Source organism: Streptomyces sp. PTL18 (assembly GCF_059510295.1).
In genome coordinates this window covers 73,884-93,404 of sequence record NZ_JCAJZO010000007.1, presented here as the reverse complement: position 1 = coordinate 93,404, position 19,521 = coordinate 73,884, and the positions used below count along the sequence as shown (strand labels likewise).

Sequence of the window (19,521 nt, the reverse complement as noted above, 5' to 3'; positions counted from 1 at the left end):
CGAACGGGGGCCAGGGACATGGCTGGACGAGGGCTGGGGGAGGACCGAATGAGGTCCGGGGGGTCGCGAGTTGTGACCGAACGCGGCACGAGCACGGGCGCACCGGCCGCGGCCGGACGCGGCACCAGCACGGGCGCACCGGCCGGCGAGTGGCCGCCGCCCGGGCGCACGGCCCTGGACGAGCGCACTTGGCGGGAGATCGCGCACCTTCTGGCGAATCTTCCGATGTCGCTGCTCGGCTTCACGTATGTGGTCACGGTTCTGTGCACGGGCGGGGCGCTGACGGTGACCGTGATCGGCGTCCCGCTGCTCGCGGCCGGGCTGCTGGGCGCGCGGCAACTGGGCAAGCTGGAGCGGGCGCGGGCCAGGGCGCTGCTCGGGGTGCGGGTGGAGGAGCCGAGTCCGCTGCCACTGCGCAGGAGCGGCGGGGTGGTGCAGTGGCTGTCGATGACGCTCAAGGACCCGGTGGGCTGGCGGACACTCCTGTACGACTTCGTCCGCCTGCCCTGGGGGATCCTGAGCTTCACGCTGACGTTCGGGTCGCTGTTCGTGCTGTGGCCCGTCCTGCCGTTGATCGCACGCGGACTCGGCAACGTGGACCGGGCGATGGTGCGCGGCCTGCTGTCCCCCTCCGACGAGTTGGAGCGACGCATCGCCGAACTGGAGTCCGACCGTGGCGTGGTCGTGGACACGGCGGCAGCCGATCTGCGGCGCATCGAGCGCGATCTGCACGACGGGGCGCAGGCCCGCCTGGTGAACCTGGCGATGGGGCTCGGCCTCGCCAAGGAGAAGCTGCTCGAGGACCCCGACTCGGCGGCGGCGATGGTCGAGGAGGCGCACGGCGAGGTCAAGCTGGCCCTTCAGGAGCTGCGGGACCTCGCCCGCGGCATCCATCCGGCGGTCCTCACCGACCGCGGCCTCGACGCCGCGCTGTCGTCGGTCGCCACGCGCTGCACGGTGCCGGTGAAGGTGACCGTGGACCTCGACACGAGACCGGCCGCGGCGATCGAGGGCATCGCCTACTTCACGGTCTCCGAGCTGTTGCAGAACATCAGCAAGCACAGCCGCGCCAGGTCCGCCTCCGTGGAGGTGTGGCGGGCGGACGAACGGCTGCTCATCCAGGTGTGGGACGACGGCCGCGGGGGCGCGCGCCTGGACGGCGGCACGGGGATGGCCGGGCTCGCGGAGCGGCTGGACGCGGTGGACGGCCTGTTCGTCGTCGACTCACCGGGGGGCGGCCCCACGACGATCACGGCGGAGCTGCCGTGGCGGAACCGCGGGGACGAGCGACGGAGGCGCAGGTAGCGCGGACACGGACGCGCGGGGTGCGTCCGGTCCGGCCGAGCTGTCCGGGGTGTCCGGGTGTCCCGGGTGTCCGGGGTGTCCGGGGTGGGGAAAACCCCCGGTTCGGGACGCCGACATGCTCCATGGCCGGGCGGGCGCGGACGCAGCAGGGTGGAGACCAGCACGGGGTGGACGACCAGCACCGACGACCAGCAGAACGGACGAGCCGATGGCCGCGCAGTACGGGCAGGGGTACGGAGAGTGGGGCGGCCCTGGATTCCAGGGCGCCGGAGGGCGGCCGCACCGGCTTCCGGTGGCGCTGCGGGCGCCGATCGAGGCACGCAGCTGGGGCGAGTTCTGCTACCTGCTGCTGAGTCTGCCGATCGGGATCGCGATGTTCGTCTACGGCGTCACGATGTTCTCGATCGGGGCGGGCCTGCTGGTGACGTTCCTGGGCGTCCCGGTGCTCGCGGCGGCGCTCGCCGGGTGCCGTGCGTTCGGGGCGCTGGAGCGGGCCCGGGCGCGAGGACTGCTGGGGCTGGAGGTGGCCGCTCCGGAGCCGCTGCGGGTGAACGGGCGCGGGCCGATGGCGTGGACGGGGGCGATGCTCAAGAGCGGGACGTCGTGGCGGCACCTGCTGTACACGGTGCTGCGGTTCCCGTGGGCGGTGTTCTCGTTCCCGGTGGGGGTCACCTTCTGGACGTGCGGGTGGGCACTGCTGACGTATCCCCTGTGGTTCTGGGTGTTCCCGACGTACGCCGGTCAGGGCGGGATCCAGGTGTACGGCGACGAGACGCACCACGTGTACCTCGACAACCCGTTCGAGATCACGGTGACCGCCCTGCTGGGACTGTTGGTCACGCTGGCCACGCCGTGGATCGTCCGGGGGCTGACGACGGTGGACCGGCTGCTGGTGCACGGGCTGCTCGGGCCGTCGCGGCTGGCGACCCGGGTGGTGGAGCTGGAGTCGGACCGAGGGGCGGTGGTGGACACGGCGGCGGCGGACCTGCGGCGCATCGAGCGCGATCTGCACGACGGGGCGCAGGCCCGGCTGGTGGCGTTGGCCATGGACCTGGGGCTGGCGAAGGAGAAACTCACGGAGGATCCGCAGGCGGCGGCGCGGATGGTGGAGGACGCGCACGGCGAGGTCAAGACGGCGCTGCAGGAGCTGCGTGACCTGGCACGGGGGATCCATCCGGCGGTCCTGACGGACCGGGGGCTGGACGCGGCGCTGTCGGCGGTGGCCTCGCGGTGCGCCGTGCCGGTGGAGGTGGACGTGGACCTGCCGTCGCGGCCCGCGCCGGCGATCGAGGGAATCGCCTACTTCACGGTCTCGGAGCTGCTGCAGAACGTCAGCAAACACGCGCGGGCGTCGCGGGCGACGGTGGACGTGTGGCGGATGGAGGACCGGCTGCTGCTGCAGGTGAGCGACGACGGGGTGGGCGGCGCCGACGCCTCCGGCGGGTCGGGGCTGGCGGGGCTGGCCGGGCGGCTCGATGCGGTGGACGGCGTGCTGGTGGTGGACTCGCCGGTCGGGGGGCCCACGCGGATCACCGCGGAGTTGCCCTGGCGGGCGTAGGCGCGCCCCTCGCCGTGCGGCGCTGATCGGTTCCGCCCCGGCCGCCGGCCACCCCTTCCGTCCCCCGGGCTCCCCCATCGGGCGCCGCGTCCCCGGGCACCTGCCCGGCGCTGCGCCCCCGGACCCGCTCTCGGCCGAGGGCGCCTGCCGGCGCGGCGCCCCGGGCCCGCCTCCCGGCCAGGCGCCGACCCACCCCCGAACCCCCGGACCCGCCTCCCGGCCAGGCGCCGACCCACCCCCGAACCCCTGCTCGCGGCCCGGGCCTCCCCTCCGGTCCCGCCGGCCGTCGCCCGACACACCCCTCACTCAGGCGGCGGCCACCCCGCACAGGTCCCGATCCTGGGATGCTGGAGCCCGTCGTGCGACCGGGGACGGATTGTGGGGGGCCGGGGATCGTGGAGGACAGGGTGCGGGTCGTCATCGCCGAGGATTCTGTGCTGCTCAGGGAGGGGCTGACCCGGCTGCTGACCGACCGCGGGCATGACGTCGTCGCCGGTGTCGGGGACGCGGACGCACTGATCAAGACCATCACCGAACTGGCGGACCGGGGTCGGTTGCCCGACGTCGTCGTCGCCGACGTGCGGATGCCGCCGACCCACACCGACGAGGGTGTCCGGGCCGCCGTCCAGCTGCGCAGGGCGTATCCCGGACTGGGTGTGCTCGTGCTGTCGCAGTACGTGGAGGAGCGCTACGCCACCGAATTGCTGGCCGGTTCCAGTCGTGGTGTCGGCTATCTGCTCAAGGACCGGGTCGCCGAGGTCCGGGAGTTCGTGGACGCCGTGGTGCGGGTCGCCGAGGGCGGCACCGCGTTGGACCCCGAGGTGGTCGCACAGCTGCTCGGCCGCAGCCGTAGGCAGGACGTGCTGGCGGCGCTGACCCCGCGGGAGCGGGAGGTCCTGGGGCTGATGGCCGAGGGGCGGACGAACTCGGCGATCGCCCGGCAGCTCGTCGTGAGCGACGGTGCCGTCGAGAAGCACGTCAGCAACATCTTCCTGAAGCTCGGGCTGTCCCCGAGTGACGGGGATCACCGGCGTGTTCTGGCCGTGCTCACGTATCTCAACTCCTGATCGGCTGACACTGGGTCAGACAGCGGGGGCCGGTCTCGAACTCCACCGGGGCTCCGGCGTCGCCGAGCACCCTCACGGTGCCGGCACCAGAGGATGAACGGGGAGCGTCTTCACGAGCGGCCCGGGAAATGGGGCACATCATGACGAATCGGGGCGCCAGACCGTCTCACAATGGTGTCCATCATGCGAACGGCCGAGGGAAGGCGACCCTTACCGACGTAGGGTTGATCCTGGGAGGGCCGGTGGGACGGCCGCTCCCAGACAGCCGCCTCGAGGGAGGTCCAGTTCAGTGACCAGCCAGGTCAGCAGTCCAGCGGGACAGGCGGACGGAGCCGTCGTAGGAGAACAGCGCAAACCGGCGGGCACGAAGGACGTGCGCCGGCTGGACCGGGTGATCATCCGGTTCGCGGGGGACTCGGGTGACGGCATGCAGCTCACCGGTGACCGTTTCACCTCGGAGACGGCCTCTTTCGGCAACGACCTGTCCACACTGCCGAACTTCCCCGCCGAGATCCGCGCCCCTGCCGGGACGCTCCCGGGTGTGTCGTCGTTCCAGTTGCATTTCGCCGACCACGACATCCTCACCCCGGGCGACGCCCCGAACGTGCTGGTGGCGATGAACCCGGCCGCCCTGAAAGCCAACATCGGTGACCTGCCGCGCGGTGCGGAGATCATCGTGAACACCGACGAGTTCACCAAGCGCGCGATGCAGAAGGTGGGCTATGACGGCTCGCCGCTGGAGGACGGCTCGATGGACGGCTACAACGTCCACCCCGTGCCGCTGACCACCCTCACCGTCGAGGCGCTGAAGGACTTCGACCTCACCCGCAAGGAGGCCGAGCGGAGCAAGAACATGTTCGCGCTGGGTCTGCTGAGCTGGATGTACCACCGGCCCACCGAGGGCACCGAGACCTTCCTGAAGACGAAGTTCGCGAAGAAGCCGGACCTCATGGCGGCGAACATCGCGGCGTTCCGGGCGGGGTGGAACTTCGGGGAGACGACGGAGGACTTCGCGGTCTCCTACGAGGTCGCGCCGGCGGTGAAGGCGTTCCCGCCCGGCCTGTACCGCAACATCTCGGGAAACCTGGCGCTGGCGTACGGCCTGGTCGCGGCCTCCCGTCAGGCGGATCTGCCGCTGTTCCTGGGCTCCTACCCGATCACACCGGCCTCGGACATCCTGCACGAGCTGTCCCGGCACAAGAACTTCGGGGTGCGCACCTTCCAGGCCGAGGACGAGATCGCCGGCATCGGCGCGGCCCTGGGTGCCGCGTTCGGCGGGTCGCTGGCCGTGACGACGACCAGTGGCCCCGGTATCGCGCTCAAGAGCGAGACCATCGGCCTGGCGGTCTCCCTGGAGCTGCCGCTGCTGATCGTCGACATCCAGCGCGGTGGTCCGTCCACCGGTCTGCCGACCAAGACCGAGCAGGCGGACCTGCTGCAGGCGATGTACGGCCGCAACGGCGAGGCTCCGGTCCCGGTGGTCGCCCCCCGCACCCCGGCCGACTGCTTCGACGCGGCCCTGGAGGCGGCCCGGATCGCGCTCACCTACCGCACCCCGGTCTTCCTGCTCTCCGACGGCTACCTGGCGAACGGCTCGGAGCCCTGGCGCGTCCCCGAGCTGGACGAGCTGCCCGACCTCAGGGTGCAGTTCGCGCAGGGCCCGAACCACACCCTGGACGACGGCACCGAGGTGTTCTGGCCCTACAAGCGCGACCCGCAGACCCTGGCGCGCCCGTGGGCGGTCCCGGGCACGCCGGGGCTGGAGCACCGCATCGGCGGCATCGAGAAGCAGGACGGCACGGGCAACATCTCCTACGACCCCGCCAACCACGACTTCATGGTCCGCACCCGCCAGGCGAAGGTCGACGGGATCGTGGTACCCGATGTGGAGGTCGACGACCCGGACGGCGCGAGCACCCTGGTGCTGGGCTGGGGCTCGACGTACGGGCCGATCACCGCGGCGGTGCGCCGGCTGCGCGCGGCCGGGGAGCCGATCGCGCAGGCCCACCTGCGCCACGTCAACCCCTTCCCGCGCAATCTCGGCGCGGTGCTGGGGCGCTACGACAAGGTGGTGATCCCCGAGATGAACCTCGGCCAGCTCGCCACCCTCATCCGGGCGAAGTACCTGGTCGACGCCCACTCCTACAACCAGGTCAACGGCATGCCGTTCAAGGCGGAGCAGCTCGCCGCCGCGCTCAAGGAGGCCATCGATGGCTGAGACGACCACGGAAGGCACGGGCACGATCGAGGCGCTTTCACTCGTCCCCAAGGCCGTGGCCAGGCAGTCCATGAAGGACTTCAAGTCCGACCAGGAAGTGCGCTGGTGCCCCGGCTGCGGTGACTACGCGATCCTCGCCGCCGTCCAGGGCTTCATGCCGGAACTGGGGCTCGCGCGGGAGAACATCGTCTTCGTCTCCGGTATCGGCTGCTCGTCCCGCTTCCCGTACTACATGAACACGTACGGCATGCACTCCATCCACGGCCGGGCGCCCGCCATCGCGACCGGGCTCGCCGCCTCGCGACGGGACCTGAGCGTATGGGTGGTCACCGGCGACGGCGACGCGCTGTCCATCGGCGGCAACCACCTCGTCCACGCCCTGCGCCGCAACGTCAACCTGAAGATCCTGCTGTTCAACAACCGGATCTACGGCCTGACCAAGGGCCAGTACTCGCCCACCTCCGAGGTCGGCAAGATCACCAAGTCGACCCCGATGGGTTCCCTCGACGCGCCGTTCAACCCCGTGTCGCTGGCCCTCGGCGCGGAGGCGTCCTTCGTGGCCCGCACGATCGACTCCGACCGCAAGCACCTGACCGAGGTGCTCCGGCAGGCCGCCGCCCACCCGGGCACGGCACTGATCGAGATCTACCAGAACTGCAACATCTTCAACGACGGCGCCTTCGACGCCCTCAAGGACAAGCAGAGCGCCGAGGAGGCCCTGATCCGGCTGGAGCACGGGCAGCCGATCCGCTTCGGGGCGGACGGCTCGCGCGGTGTCGTACGGGACCGGCGGACCGGCGACCTGGAGGTCGTCACCGTCACCCCGGACAACGAGGCGGACATCCTCGTCCACGACGCGCACGCCACCTCCTCCACCACGGCCTTCGCGCTCTCCCGGCTGGCCGACCCGGACACCCTGCACCACACCCCGATCGGCGTGTTCCGGTCCGTCGAACGGCCCGTCTACGACACGGCGATGTCCGACCAGCTCGACGCCGCCATCGAGCAGAACGGCAAGGGCGACCTGGCCGCCCTGCTCGCCGGAGGGGACACCTGGACCGTCGTCGGCTGACGCGGTGCCGCGGTTACGAGGCCCGGGCGGACAGCGCCCGGGCCTCGTCGTATGCCCGGCGGGCCTGCTCCACGTCCGCCATGCGGTCACGGGTCCACAACGCCAGCGCCCGCACCTGCCCGGCGGCCTCGCGGCCCAGGTCGGTGAGGGAGTAGTCGACGCGCGGCGGGATCACGGGCTTGGCGTCCCGGTGCACCAGGCCGTCGCGTTCCAGGGTCTGCAGGGTCTGGGTGAGCATCTTCTCGCTGACACGGGCGGTGCGCCCGATCGCCCGGCGCAGCTCGCTGAAGCGATGCGGGCGGTCGAGGAGCTCGATCAGGACGAGGACGCCCCAGCGGCTGGTCACGTGTTCCAGGACGAGGCGGTGAGGGCACAGCGCCTCGGCGGCGTCGCGCCTGTCGGCGGCTCGAGCACTTACTGTCATGCCAGTACCTTACTTCAAAGTGGGTACTTTCGTTTAGTTAGCGCACCTCCTAGGGTGAGTATCAGAAAGCACCCCACAAGGAGAGCCAAGTCATGAGCATCGTCGTCACCGGAGCCACCGGACACCTCGGCCGTCACGTGGTGGAGCAACTGCTGGAGAAGGTTCCGGCCGACCAGGTCACCGCGGTCGTCCGCACCCCGGAGAAGGCCGCCGACCTCGCGGAGCGCGGCGTGCGCGTCGCCCTCGCCGACTACAACGCTCCGGGCTCGTTCGACGGCCTGTTCTCGGCCGGCGACAAGATCCTGCTGATCTCCGGCAACGAGTTCGACAAGGGCCGTGTCCAGCAGCACCGGGTGGTCCTGCAGGCCGCCAAGGCCGCCGACGTCGCCCTCTTCGCCTACACCAGCGCGCCCGGCAGCCTGAGGGCCGCCCTCGCCGACGACCACCGGGCCACCGAAGAGGCGATCCTGGCCTCGGGCGTGCCGTACGTGCTGCTGCGCAACGGCTGGTACCACGAGAACTACACCGAGAACCTCGCCCCCGTACTCGCGCACGGCGCCGTCGTCCAGGCCGCCGGCCAGGGCCGGGTCTCCTCCGCCTCCCGCGCCGACTACGCGGCCGCCGCGGCCGCCGTGCTGACCGGCGAGGGCCACGAGAACAAGACCTACGAGCTCGGGGGCGACGAGGCGTGGGGCTTCGCCGAGTACGCCGCCGAGCTCAGCAGGCAGACCGGCAAGGAGATCACGTACAACCCGGTCTCCGTCGAGGCCTACGAGGGGATCCTCAAGGGCGCCGGACTGCCCGAACCGCTCGCCGCCGTCTTCGCCGGCGTGGACGCGTCCATCGCGAAGGGCGAGCTGGAGGTCACCACCGGCGACCTGTCCCGCCTGGCCGGCCGCCCGACCACCCCGCTGGCCGAGGCGATCGCCACCGCGCTCAAGGGCTGAACTCCCCCTTCGGGTCCTTGAGCCTCCCGACCCCGCCTGTCATGACCGTATGGCGATACGGGCATGACAGGCGGGGGTCCTCGCGCTACCTTCGTGGAGGCTGCACCAGAGCAGCCGCCAGCGTGAGGGAGGGAACCGTGGCCGGGAAGCCGGAGGGTGAGCGACGGACGGGTCTGCTGAACGGCTTCGCGGCGTACGGGTTGTGGGGACTCGTCCCCCTGTTCTGGCCCTTGCTGAAGCCCGCCGGGGCAATGGAGATCCTCGCGCACCGGATGGTGTGGTCCCTGGTCCTGGTCGCCCTGGTACTGCTCGTGACGCGGCGCTGGGCCTGGGCGGGCGAACTGCTGCGGCAGCCACGCCGACTCGCGCTGATCACGGTCGCCGCGGCGGTCATCACCGTCAACTGGGGCGTGTACATCTGGGCCGTGAACAGCGGCCACGTGGTCGAGGCCTCGCTCGGCTACTTCATCAACCCGCTCGTCACCATCGCCATGGGCGTGCTGCTCCTGAAGGAACGGCTGCGGCCGGCGCAGTGGGCGGCGGTCGCGGTCGGCTTCGCCGCCGTGCTCGTCCTGACGATCGGCTACGGCCGTCCGCCCTGGATCTCCCTGTGCCTCGCCTTCTCCTTCGCCACCTACGGGCTGGTGAAGAAGAAGGTCAGCCTGGGCGGCATCGAGTCGCTGGCCGCGGAGACCGCCGTGCAGTTCGTACCCGCGCTGGCGTATCTGGTGTGGCTGTCGGGACACGGAGAGTCGACGTTCACATCCCGCGGCGCGGGCCACGCGGCGCTGCTCGCGGCCACCGGAGTGGTCACCGCCCTGCCGCTGGTCTGCTTCGGCGCGGCGGCGATACGGGTCCCGCTGTCCACGCTGGGGCTGCTGCAGTACCTGGCGCCCGTCTTCCAGTTCCTGCTGGGCATCCTCTACTTCCACGAGGCGATGCCGCCCGAGCGCTGGGCCGGCTTCGCACTGGTCTGGCTGGCGCTGTCCCTGCTGACGGCGGACGCGTTGCGCACCGCACGGCGGGCGGCGCGGGCGCTCCGCGCGGCGGTCCCGGACGCGCGGGTCGCCACCGGGGCGGTGAGCGGTGCCGCGGGCGCGGACCCGGTGGACGCCGCGCCGTAGCAGCTACCGGACGTCGGGTCGTTCGCCGGAGGCCTTGCGGGCGCGGTCGGCGAGACGGCCCATGCGCCTGCGGGCCTTCTCGAGCTGGTCGAGGTCGTCGGCGGCGGGGCCCTCGCAGGCGGCGAGCTCGCTCCATACGGCGATGAGGTCGCGGCCGAGGTCCAGCCCCTGGAAGGGGTCGCGTACGGCACGCCAGGCGGCGGCCGCGCTCTGCACATTGCCGTAGGCCGCGCGTGCGTCGCCGAGGCGGTGACGGATGCGGGCCAGGTCCAGCGACAGCTGGAAGGAGCGCAGGGGCTCCGCCGCGAGGTAGGCGACGTAGGCGGTGAGTTCGCGCAGGTACAGGACATCGGGATGCTCACCGCCGAGGGCCGCGGCCGACTCGGCGACGGCCTGCTCGGCCAGCCCGGCGGCCTCCTCGATACGGCCCTGCTTCACGGCCGCGCTGATCCGGGCCATGGGCTCGGCGGCGGGCCCGTCCGCGCCTCCGGCCGGCGCGTCCCCGAGCACCGCCTCGGCCACGGAGTCGAACTCCCGCACGGGCGGCTCCTTGACCTCGTCGTCCTGACCGGGGGCGACGGGGACGACTGGGGTGACGGGGGTGGGCTGCCCGGCGGGGGCCGAGTGGGCGCCGAGGTCGGAACGCGCGTCCGTGGTGGGAGGGGTGGGCCAGATCGAGGGCTCGGGGCCTGTGGGAGCGGCGGGGACGACCGGCGGTGGGCCGAAGGTTCCCGTCGGCGGGGAGACGGTGCCGGGAGCCGGCGGTGCGGGCGGAAGCGGGGCAGCGCCGTGGTGCGGGGTACCCGGCAGCGCCTGGGCCGGACCGGACGTCGCAGTGATGAAGGCGACCTGCTCGGGCACGGTGGGCAGGGCGAACCTGGCGGTGGGAGGGGCGGGGGGCGCAGGGGCCTCTTCGGGGGCGGACTCGGCGGGTTGCGGCCGGGGGGTGGGTTGCGAAGCACACTCGCCTGGCCCCGGCCGGGGGGTGGGCTCCAGCTGAGGGGTGGACCCGGCTGTCGTGACGAACTCGGAGCGCCCCGGCTGAGGGCCGGGCTGCGAAGCAGACCCGGCCGGCTCCGACTGGAGGGCGGGCTCCGGCTGGGGGGCGGGCCCGGCTGTCGTGACGAACTCGGAGCGCCCCGGCTGAGGGCCGGGCTGTGAAGCAGACCCGGCCGGCTCCGGCCGGGAGGTGGGCGGCGAAGCGGAGTGGGCGAACCCCGGTCGGCGGGTCGGCGCGGCTTCCCCGGCCGACGAGGGAGCCGTCGGCTCCGGTAGGGCGCGCAGGACGTGGGTGTGGGCCTCGATGCCGGTCGGTGGCGTTCCCGGCGCGGTCGCCGGGGCCTGGGGCAGTGCGTGCACCGGCCTCGGCGGCAACGCGGCCGCCTGCCGGGCGTCCACGGCGTTCGGCGCGGCCCCCACGGCTGACGCCGGAGCCGGACCGCCGTGCTCCGCTGGCGCAGGTGCCGCTTCCCTCCGTACCGGCTCCCCCGCGAACTCGCTCGAGCCGTCGACGTGGACGCGGATCGGCACGACGTAGCCGATCCGTTCGTCGTCCACGGAGGCGAGGACCGGGTGGCCCGTGGCGCGGGCCAGGCGGTGGAGGTGGTTCAGGACCGCCAACTGGACCGCCTCCCCGGGTCCCGCGACCACCGGCATCCCGCCCACCGTCGCCCCGGGATCCGGCACACCGTCCCGCGCCGCTGCCGGCACCCGGACCTCGATCGGCGTCACCCCGAACCCCACACCCCCGTCGGATGCGGCCCCCGCAAAGGAGCGGCCCCGCTTCTGTCCGCGGCTGAGTCGAGACATCGTTCCCTCACTCGGGTCGGTCGGGGAGAGGCGCCGATGTCGTCGTACGCCTCCACGGCGTCGGCCCCTCGATTCCGTCCCCGGCCTGGGCGGGGACGTACGGCACACCCCTTCGAGTCTCCCGCCTCCGCGCTCTTCCCCGCGTCACCGCCGCGTCACAGCCTCGTCCCAGGAACCGGCGCCCGGTACCGGACCCGGGCGCCGCAGGTGAGGATCGAGGGAGGAGGAGCGACCGAGGAGAGGCGATGCAGGGGATCGCGCGGCAGGGGCCCGGCGGGCCGGAGATCTGGGTCCGCGGGCCGGTGGCCGACGCGGGGGCGCGGCCCACGGCCCACGGCACGGCGATCCCGCGCCGTTTCGCCTGGGTGGCCACCCACGGCGGCGCCGGCGCCTCGACGCTCGCCACCGTTTTCGGCGGCCTCGACGCGGGCCGCCGCTGGCCCTCTCCCGAGCAGGGCGAACCCTCCTCGGTGCTGCTGGTCGCCCGCACCCACGCGACCGGCCTGGGGTCCGTCCTCCCCTGCCTCGACGGCGTCCGGCGCGGTGAGGCCCCACCCGGCCTCACCCTCGACGCCGTCGTGCTGGTCGCGGACGCGCCGGGCCGGCTGCCGCGCCCGCTCGCCCAGCGCGTCAAGGCGATCGAGTCGGTGATCGGCGTCCACCGTGTGCCCTGGGTGCAGGCGTGGCGCACCGGCGACCTGGGCGGCCGGCCACCCCGCGAGTGCGGCCGGCTGGCCCGCCTGCTCGGCGCGGTCACGCCGTCGGGCGACGGATCGGGGGTGCGCTGAGGGCGCGGTGCTCCCCGCCGCCGACTACGCCGTGATGTCCTTCGCTGTGAACCGCGCCCACGCCGCCGAGCCGAAGACCGCCGCGTACAGGGCCTGCACGCCCAGGTTGCGTATCAGGTCGTGCCAGTAGACCGGGTCGCGCATCAGGTCCGCGAACGACAGCCAGTAATGCGAGAAGAAGTACGGCTGGAGCGCGTGCAACTGCGGTATCTGGTCCATGATCTGGACGGTGATCAGCAGCCCGACCGTCGTCGCCATCGCCGCGATGCCGCTGTCCGTGAGCGTGGAGATGAACAGGCCGAGGGCCGCCACCCCGATCAGGGACGCGGCGACGACCAGCGCGATCAGCAGGGCCCTGCCGAGGCCCTCGGCGAAGCTGATGCGGGTGCCGGAGATCGTCGTCAGGTCGCCCAGCGGGAAGAGCAGGGCGCCCGCCGCGAGCGCCGAGACGGCGACGACGAGGGTGGCGATCAGGCAGAAGGCGACCGTGGTGGCGTACTTGGTGAGCAGCAGACGGGTACGGCCCGCGGGGGCGACCAGCAGGTAGCGCAGGGTGCCGGAGTTCGCCTCGCCCGCGATCGCGTCGCCGGCGATGACGCCGATCGCCATCGGCAGGAAGAACGGGAGCGTCGCGGCGAGCGCGGTGAAGACCAGGAACAGGCCGTTGTTGGTGATCTGCGCGATGAAGGCCGGGCCGCCGCCCCCGCCCCGCCCCCCGGGCCCGTCGCTCGTCTGGACCTTCACGGCGATCCCGACCAGGACCGGCACGGCGGCGAGCACGGCCAGCAGCGCGAGCGTGCGCCAGCGCCGGAACGTGGTCACCAGCTCGCTGCGCAGCAGCCCGAAGGTCCACAGCGGGCTTGCCCGGCGCAGCACCCCGGCCGCCTCAGCCTGCGACATCGAACCCCTCCCCCGTGAGGGCCACGAACGCGTCCTCCAGGGAGGCACGTTCGACGCCGAATCCGCGTACGCGGACTCCCGCCGTGACCAACGCGGCGTTGACATCGGAAAGTTCCCGGTCAGGGGGTTCGGCCGTCACCCGGTTCTCCTCCACCACCACGTCGGCCACGCCCTGTTCCTTCAGGACGCGTGCCGCCTCGGTCACGTCCGCAGTGGTCACGACGAGACGTCCGCGCGCCCCGGCCACCAGGTCCGCCACCGCGCCCTGTGCGATCAGCCGGCCCTGCGCCATCACCGCCGCGTGCGTACAGACCTGCTCGATCTCGTCGAGCAGGTGGGAGGAGAGGAAGACGGTCGTGCCGTCGCAGGCCAGTTCCCTGATCAGGGTGCGGATCTCCCGCATGCCCTGCGGGTCGAGTCCGTTGGTCGGCTCGTCCAGGACGAGGAGCCTGCGGGGCTGGAGCAGGGCGGCCGCGAGACCGAGGCGCTGCTTCATTCCCAGGGAGTACGCCTTCGCCTTCTTGCCCGCGGCCGCCGTGAGGCCGACCCGGTCGAGGGCGGCCGCGACCCGGGCACGCCGGGTGCGCGGGTCGGCGGTGGGGTCGGCGGCGTCGTAGCGCGAGAGGTTGTCACGGCCGGAGAGGAAGCCGTACAGCGCCGGGCCCTCGATGAGGGCGCCGACGTGCGGGAGCACGGCGCGCGAGGCCCGGGGCATGGGCTGCCCCAGCACGCGGGCCGAGCCCGAGGTGGGCTCGATCAGCCCCATGAGCATACGGATGGTGGTCGTCTTGCCGGAGCCGTTCGGCCCGAGGAAGCCGAAGACGCTGCCCGCCGGAACGGTCAGATCGAGCCCGTCCACGGCGAGCTGCCCGCCGCGGTAGCGCTTGGTGAGGGCGCGGGTGGCGATGACCGGGGCCTGGGGGTCACTCGCCGCCCGCGCCGGTGAGTCCTTCGACTCCGCTTCCGCGGCGGGCAGTTCCTCCATGGGCTCTCCTGCTTCCCCTTCGTCCGTCCCCCCGTACGGGGGTCACTTCCCCGCGTCGGCCGCCTTCACCAGTGCGTCCTTGGTGACCGCGCCCGCGTACACCGTGCCGTCGTCCGTCATGAGGGCGTTGATCAGGCGGGTGGAGAAGACCGTGCCCGAGCCGAACTTGCCGGTGACGTGGTCGCCGAGCGAGTTCAGGAAGCCGGAGGCCGCACCGTTGCCGGACGGCGATCCGGACGGCACTCCGCCCTTGCTGCCGGTGTCGAACACGTAGATCGCGTTCCAGCCCTCGCCGATGGTCTTCGACGCGCTCCCCCAGGGCGCCTTGCCCGCGTCCTTGCCCGCATCCTTGCCCGCGTCCTTGTGCTGCGTCCTGCCCGTGTCCTCGCGCTGTGCCTCGTGCCCGGCCTTCAGGTCGTCGCCCTGGGTGACCTTCGTGCCCTTGGGCGGCGTGAAGTCGAACGTCGACGCGGCCGGCTTGGCGAACGAGACCTGGGTGAAGCCCACGTCCAGCACCGCCGCGCCACCCTTCGCCGGGGTCAGCGTGAACTTCAGCGGCAGCCCGGTCTTCGCGTCCACCGCGACGCTGATCGCGCCGACCGTCGTACCCGACTGCTTCGGCCGGATGAGCAGCCTGTAGGCGTCCCGGCCCGCGACCTGGGCCGTGCCGTCGACCGTCACGGAGGTGGTCCTGTCGGCCGCCTTCAGGGCCTGCTCGGCGAAGTCCCCGGGCGTGGCGGGCACGTCCTTCGGCGCCGCCTGGCCGCTCTTGTGCTCGCCCGCTCCGGTCGCGTGGTACGCCTGGTTGGACGCGCTGTCGTACGCCCACACCTGGTCGCCGTTGCGGATGACGCTGTACTCGGCGGCCTTCTCGATGAGGGAGAGCTTCTGCTTGTCCCGGCCGTCTGCGGCGACCCGCACGGTGTGGGTGCCGGAGACCAGCTCCAGCAGCTTGGAGGCGGGGTCGGCGGCCGAGTCGCCCTTGCCCTCGGCGCCCCGGGAGAGCGCGCCCGAGGCCAGGCTGTTCTCCAGGCCGCCCAGGGCGGGCAGACCCAGGTCCGTGCTGATCGACACCGTGCCGGACATCTGCTGGACGTCCGACTTGGCGATCTTCTCTATGAGCTGCTGCGCGCTGATCTTCGGCAGGTCGGGGTCCCCGGATCCGGCGAACGCCGGGACGAGCCCGATGGTCGCCGCCGCCACGCCCACAACCGCGACCGGGACGACGTAGCGAGCGGCCCTGCGCCGCCCGTCGCGCACGTCCTCGACCTCCCCGGCGGGTGTGCTGTCGTCGGATTCGTACGGTGCCATGTGTGCCCTACCTCCGTCGTCGGCGGCGGCCTGCTGTCTGTGCACTCTCCCCCGAGCTCTCGACGTCGCTCGAGCAGGAAGGCGCCCCCACCCCCCGCGCCGCCATTCTGCCCCGGACTCCTGTGAGGTGGTCCTCTCCATATGACCAAATCGCCGGGAGGGAAGCGTCAGACCGCGGGGCCAACTCCGCGTACTCCTGGGGTATGACATGACGGGCGGAGCGGGGTACCCCACCCGTAGGGGTCGTCAGGGAGCACGGGACGGTATATGACGTGGCTCACGTCAGGCGGGGCGGGGAGGGCGCTTCACCCCGCCCGGTGCACCACCGCGTCGCACATGTCCGTCAGGGCCGCCTTGGCGCCGCACTCCGGCAGCGGGGCGAGGGCCGAGCGGGCGTCCTCCGCGTAGCGGACCGCGTCGCGGCGGGCCTGCTCGAGGGCCGGGTGGATCCGGAGGCGGGCGAGGGCGTCGGCGTGGCGGGCGTCGTCCGTGAGGTCGGATTCCAGCAGCTCGCACAGGGCGAGGTCCTCCGGCAGTCCCTGCCGCTGCGCGCGCTCACGCAGGCGCAGGACCGGGAGGGTGGCGATGCCCTCGCGCAGGTCCGTCCCCGGCGTCTTGCCGGACTCGCGGGAGTCGGAGGCGATGTCCAGGACGTCGTCGGCCAACTGGAACGCCACGCCGAGGCGCTCGCCGTACTGCGTCAGCACGTCCACGACCGTCTCGTCGGCGCCCGACATCATCGCGCCGAAGCGGCAGGCCACCGCGACCAGGGAGCCCGTCTTGCCGGCGAGGACATCGAGGTAGTGCTCCACCGGGTCGCGGCCGTCCCGGGGGCCCGCCGTCTCCAGGATCTGGCCGGTGACGAGCCGCTCGAACGCCTCCGCCTGGATGCGGACGGCCTCGGGGCCGAGGTCGGCCAGGATGTGGGACGCGCGGGCGAACAGGAAGTCGCCGGTGAGGACCGCCACCGAGTTGCCCCAGCGGCTGTTGGCGCTGGCCACCCCGCGCCGCACGTCGGCCTCGTCCATCACGTCGTCGTGGTAGAGCGTGGCGAGGTGGGTGAGCTCCACGACCACGGCCGAGGGGACGACCCCCGGCGCGTACGGGTCGCCGAACTGCGCCGCGAGCATCACGAGCAGCGGCCGGAACCGCTTCCCGCCCGCACGCACCAGGTGCTGCGCCGCCTGCGTGATGAAGGGCACCTCGCTCTTCGTGGCGTCGAGCAGCCCTTCCTCGACAGCGGCCAATCCGGCCTGGACATCGGCTTCCAGAGCCTGGTCCCGCACGCTCAGCCCGAACGGCCCGACGACGGTCACGTGGCGTCTCCTGTCTGCTGACGTCTGCTGACGATCACACGGTCGGTTTAGGGGTCGGTCACTTGGGCGATGACGTCGTCCGTCGACTCGGCTCACTGAGTTTGTCGATCTGTCGCCGCCATCACTCAAGTCAGCGTATCCGGTCAGGTTTCGATCACCACGAGTGCCCGCTGTTCCAGGCCCGGCCGTATCGGATCACGAGCGACATGCTCCTGATCAAGCGATACGAGCAGGTTTGGGGTGACATGACCGAAAGCAACCCCTTCGACGTCCCCCGGAGGGCCAGGCGCCTCGCGTGCCCCACCGGTCCCGCCCGGCACCGTCACCCGGCCGGGCGCACACCCGGCCGCCCGGCTCATCCGGCTCATCCGGCTCATCCGGCTCACCCGGGACGCCCGGAGCCCGGGGGTGCGCGGATACGGACCCCTTGGGCCACGACAAGTGACGTCGGTCACCCTTCCCCTGCCGGAACAGCACCGCGGAACTCAGAATGCCCGAATTGTACTGATTCGCACCTATAAATACCGCTACCCGTAGACGAACACCACCCCTCTTGCCCGAATTGCCGCTCCGACGCCCTGAATCACGGATGGCGATCCAAGCAATGCGCGAGTGAATTAGCTCACGCCCGCACAGGGCGGGGTGACACATGTGGAATCTCAACTTCCGATTCGCTTATGCCAAGTTGAACCATGTTCAACAAACTGGATCACATCGCTTATTCCAGCATTTCAAGGTCATTTGTATTGGAGTGCGACTTCCAGGCTTGTTTCCGACATGTGCTCTCGCATACCTTCCCAATCGATCCGAGCGGGCCGCCGAATCCTGCCGCCGCTCGCGAGCCCTTCGACCCACAACGGCAGGAGCGGGGGACCCAGGTAAGTCGCCGCACCGGACACAGCGCCGGAACGGCTTGGGGTGAAGCCGATTCCTCGGCATCGAGGACACGGCCGGGCACCTCCCCGCCCGAACCCGACAGCTCACCTCGCAGGCGCCGGAGAGGACTACGACATGCCCGTTTTCGCCCTGCCCGCACGCCGTCCGGACCGCCGCCCCAAGGCCGCGCGCCTCACCCGTGCCCTCGCTGCCGCGGGGACGGGTGCCGCCGTTCTCGCCCTCCCGCTCATGGGTGCGACCAGCGCTTCCGCCGCGACCCCCACGTCCGCGGCGACCAAGACCGTCACCGCGAACACCCTGACCACGCGCTCCACCAACCTCGACGGCTGGATCCGCCAGTCGCTGGTGGTCATGCGGCAGCACGGGATCCCCGGCTCCTACTACGGCATCTACCGCAACGTGATGCGCGAGTCGGCGGGCAACCAGTTCGCCATCAACCTGTGGGACTCCAACGCCCGGATGGGCATCCCCTCCAAGGGTCTCCTCCAGGTCATCGACCCGACCTTCCGCGCCTACCACGTGCCGGGCACCTCCTGGAACATCTACGACCCGGTGGCGAACATCACGGCCGCGTGCAACTACGCCGCCCACCGGTACGGCTCCATCGACAACGTCCACAGCGCGTACTGAGCCGCCCATCGCGCTGACCCGGGCTCAGACCGAGGTCCGGCGGTCCCTGAAGAGCCGTTCGAGGACGACGGCGATGCCGTCGTCCTCGTTCGACTTCGTGATCTCGTCGGCGACCGCCTTGAGTTCGGGATGGGCGTTGGCCATGGCGACGCCGTATGCGGCCCAGTCGAACATCGGGATGTCGTTCGGCATGTCACCGAACGCGACGGTCTCCGACGGTCCCAGACCCAGATACTCGGCGGCGAGCGCGAGCCCCGTCGCCTTGGTGACGCCGCACGGCTGGAGTTCGACGGTGCCGGGCCCGGACATGGTGACCGTCGCCAGGGAACCGACCGCGCTGCGCGCCACCGTCGCCAACTCGTCGTCGGTGAGGGCGTGATGGCGCAGCAGCACCTTGCTGATGGGCGCGCACCACAGATCGTCGCGCCGCTGGACCCGCACCGCGGGCAGCGTGGGATGCGGCATCCGGTAGCCGGGCTCGATGAGCGTGAGCCCGTCCACGCCGTCCTGGTCGACGGCCGCGTACACCTGCCCCACCTCGGCCTCGATCTTGCCGAGCGCGGTCTCGGCCAACTCCCGGTTGAGGGTGACGGAGAACAGCAACCGGTCCGCTCCGGCGTCGTACACCTGCGCGCCCTGTCCGCACACCGCGAGCCCCCTGCCGCCCAGGTCGTCGAGCAGCGGCCGCACCCTGGGCGCCGGTCGGCCCGTCACCACCAGGTGCTGCGCGCCGGCCGCGGCGGCCCGCGCCAGGGCGGCCCTCGACCGGTCGGAGAGCGTGTCGTCACCGCGCAGCAGCGTCCCGTCCAGGTCGGTGGCGATGAGTGAATACGCGAGGGGTGCGGCCATGATCAGAGAATACGGATGGAACACCCCCACGACTCACCGTGAACCGGCGGACGTCCGGCCACCCGACGCGAACCGGCCGACCCACGGCCGGTGTCCGGACCGCTCCTGAGGGACCGGTCGGCATCCGGCCCCCGACGCCCGGCGTAAGCACGCCGGTTGCGCGCACGCGGCGGGGATGCATCAGGCGCGGGGACGTCGCCCGGCTCTCCCCTCTCAAGGACCGGCACCTCGACTTCCCGGGTCGCCACGTGGTCGACAAGGCCGGCGGCTCCCGGCGAGGGCCTGCGGCCCCTCCGGAACCCGGACGCCGTCGAGGACGAC

At 72.1% G+C, this 19,521-nt stretch carries 16 protein-coding genes and 1 riboswitch; of the genes, 9 read left to right on the top strand and 7 right to left on the bottom strand.

Features of this window, described 5'->3' with window-relative positions:
- Positions 1-72 precede the first annotated feature (72 nt).
- From AC5WS8_RS15655 to AC5WS8_RS15635, 5 genes are all read left to right on the top strand, one after another.
- Entirely contained in the window at positions 73-1,305 is a 1,233-nt protein-coding gene (locus AC5WS8_RS15655; protein WP_496103998.1) for a sensor histidine kinase, read from the top strand.
- A 208-nt stretch (positions 1,306-1,513) separates the two neighbouring features.
- Positions 1,514-2,863: a sensor histidine kinase gene (locus tag AC5WS8_RS15650; protein ID WP_496103997.1), complete on the top strand. Its 1,350-nt coding sequence runs from the start codon at positions 1,514-1,516 to the stop codon at positions 2,861-2,863.
- Between the two features lie 407 nt (positions 2,864-3,270).
- Positions 3,271-3,930 carry a LuxR C-terminal-related transcriptional regulator gene (locus AC5WS8_RS15645; RefSeq protein ID WP_496104228.1) on the top strand — a complete coding sequence of 220 codons (660 nt, stop codon included), beginning with the start codon at positions 3,271-3,273 and terminating at the stop codon, positions 3,928-3,930.
- A gap of 289 nt (positions 3,931-4,219) precedes the next feature.
- Positions 4,220-6,148, top strand: coding sequence for a 2-oxoacid:acceptor oxidoreductase subunit alpha (locus tag AC5WS8_RS15640; RefSeq protein ID WP_496103996.1), 1,929 nt, complete (start codon positions 4,220-4,222; stop codon positions 6,146-6,148).
- A complete protein-coding gene (locus tag AC5WS8_RS15635) occupies positions 6,141-7,220 on the top strand; it encodes a 2-oxoacid:ferredoxin oxidoreductase subunit beta (RefSeq protein ID WP_496103995.1) in 1,080 nt (359 codons plus the stop codon). Before AC5WS8_RS15640 ends, AC5WS8_RS15635 begins: the two co-directional genes overlap by 8 nt.
- Before the next feature lie 13 nt (positions 7,221-7,233).
- Here the strand turns inward: AC5WS8_RS15635 and AC5WS8_RS15630 are convergent, their stop codons facing one another.
- Entirely contained in the window at positions 7,234-7,644 is a 411-nt protein-coding gene (locus tag AC5WS8_RS15630) for a winged helix-turn-helix transcriptional regulator (RefSeq protein ID WP_496103994.1), read from the bottom strand.
- A gap of 92 nt (positions 7,645-7,736) precedes the next feature.
- Between AC5WS8_RS15630 and AC5WS8_RS15625 the strand changes: the two genes are divergently transcribed.
- Together AC5WS8_RS15625 and rarD are read left to right on the top strand one after the other, a co-directional pair.
- Positions 7,737-8,591 carry an SDR family oxidoreductase gene (locus AC5WS8_RS15625; protein ID WP_496103993.1) on the top strand — a complete coding sequence of 285 codons (855 nt, stop codon included), beginning with the start codon at positions 7,737-7,739 and terminating at the stop codon, positions 8,589-8,591.
- 137 nt (positions 8,592-8,728) lie between these two features.
- Positions 8,729-9,715 carry an EamA family transporter RarD gene (rarD, locus tag AC5WS8_RS15620; RefSeq protein ID WP_496103992.1) on the top strand — a complete coding sequence of 329 codons (987 nt, stop codon included), beginning with the start codon at positions 8,729-8,731 and terminating at the stop codon, positions 9,713-9,715.
- A 3-nt stretch (positions 9,716-9,718) separates the two neighbouring features.
- Here the strand turns inward: rarD and AC5WS8_RS15615 are convergent, their stop codons facing one another.
- Positions 9,719-11,524 (bottom strand): hypothetical protein, encoded by a 1,806-nt coding sequence (locus AC5WS8_RS15615; RefSeq protein ID WP_496103991.1) that lies wholly within the window; start codon positions 11,522-11,524, stop codon positions 9,719-9,721.
- 245 nt (positions 11,525-11,769) lie between these two features.
- Here AC5WS8_RS15615 and AC5WS8_RS15610 point away from each other — a divergent pair, with 245 nt between their 5' ends.
- Positions 11,770-12,312, top strand: coding sequence for a DUF6668 family protein (locus tag AC5WS8_RS15610; protein WP_496103990.1), 543 nt, complete (start codon positions 11,770-11,772; stop codon positions 12,310-12,312).
- Between the two features lie 24 nt (positions 12,313-12,336).
- Here AC5WS8_RS15610 and AC5WS8_RS15605 read toward each other — a convergent pair whose 3' ends face one another.
- The 4 genes from AC5WS8_RS15605 to AC5WS8_RS15590 all read right to left on the bottom strand — a co-directional run bounded on the left by AC5WS8_RS15605 (position 12,337) and on the right by AC5WS8_RS15590 (position 16,824).
- A complete protein-coding gene (locus AC5WS8_RS15605; protein WP_496103989.1) occupies positions 12,337-13,212 on the bottom strand; it encodes an ABC transporter permease in 876 nt (291 codons plus the stop codon).
- Positions 13,199-14,197 carry an ABC transporter ATP-binding protein gene (locus tag AC5WS8_RS15600; protein WP_496103988.1) on the bottom strand — a complete coding sequence of 333 codons (999 nt, stop codon included), beginning with the start codon at positions 14,195-14,197 and terminating at the stop codon, positions 13,199-13,201. Before AC5WS8_RS15600 ends, AC5WS8_RS15605 begins: the two co-directional genes overlap by 14 nt.
- A gap of 42 nt (positions 14,198-14,239) precedes the next feature.
- Positions 14,240-15,508, bottom strand: coding sequence for a LolA family protein (locus tag AC5WS8_RS15595; RefSeq protein WP_496103987.1), 1,269 nt, complete (start codon positions 15,506-15,508; stop codon positions 14,240-14,242).
- A gap of 305 nt (positions 15,509-15,813) precedes the next feature.
- Positions 15,814-16,824: a polyprenyl synthetase family protein gene (locus AC5WS8_RS15590; protein WP_496103986.1), complete on the bottom strand. Its 1,011-nt coding sequence runs from the start codon at positions 16,822-16,824 to the stop codon at positions 15,814-15,816.
- 816 nt (positions 16,825-17,640) lie between these two features.
- Positions 17,641-17,826: riboswitch (cyclic di-AMP (ydaO/yuaA leader) on the top strand.
- 9 nt (positions 17,827-17,835) lie between these two features.
- Here AC5WS8_RS15590 and AC5WS8_RS15585 point away from each other — a divergent pair.
- Positions 17,836-18,351: a transglycosylase SLT domain-containing protein gene (locus AC5WS8_RS15585; protein ID WP_496103985.1), complete on the top strand. Its 516-nt coding sequence runs from the start codon at positions 17,836-17,838 to the stop codon at positions 18,349-18,351.
- A gap of 24 nt (positions 18,352-18,375) precedes the next feature.
- Here AC5WS8_RS15585 and AC5WS8_RS15580 read toward each other — a convergent pair whose 3' ends face one another.
- Complete coding sequence (locus tag AC5WS8_RS15580) at positions 18,376-19,200, bottom strand: HAD family hydrolase (protein WP_496103984.1); 825 nt, start codon at positions 19,198-19,200, stop codon at positions 18,376-18,378.
- Positions 19,201-19,521 lie beyond the last annotated feature (321 nt).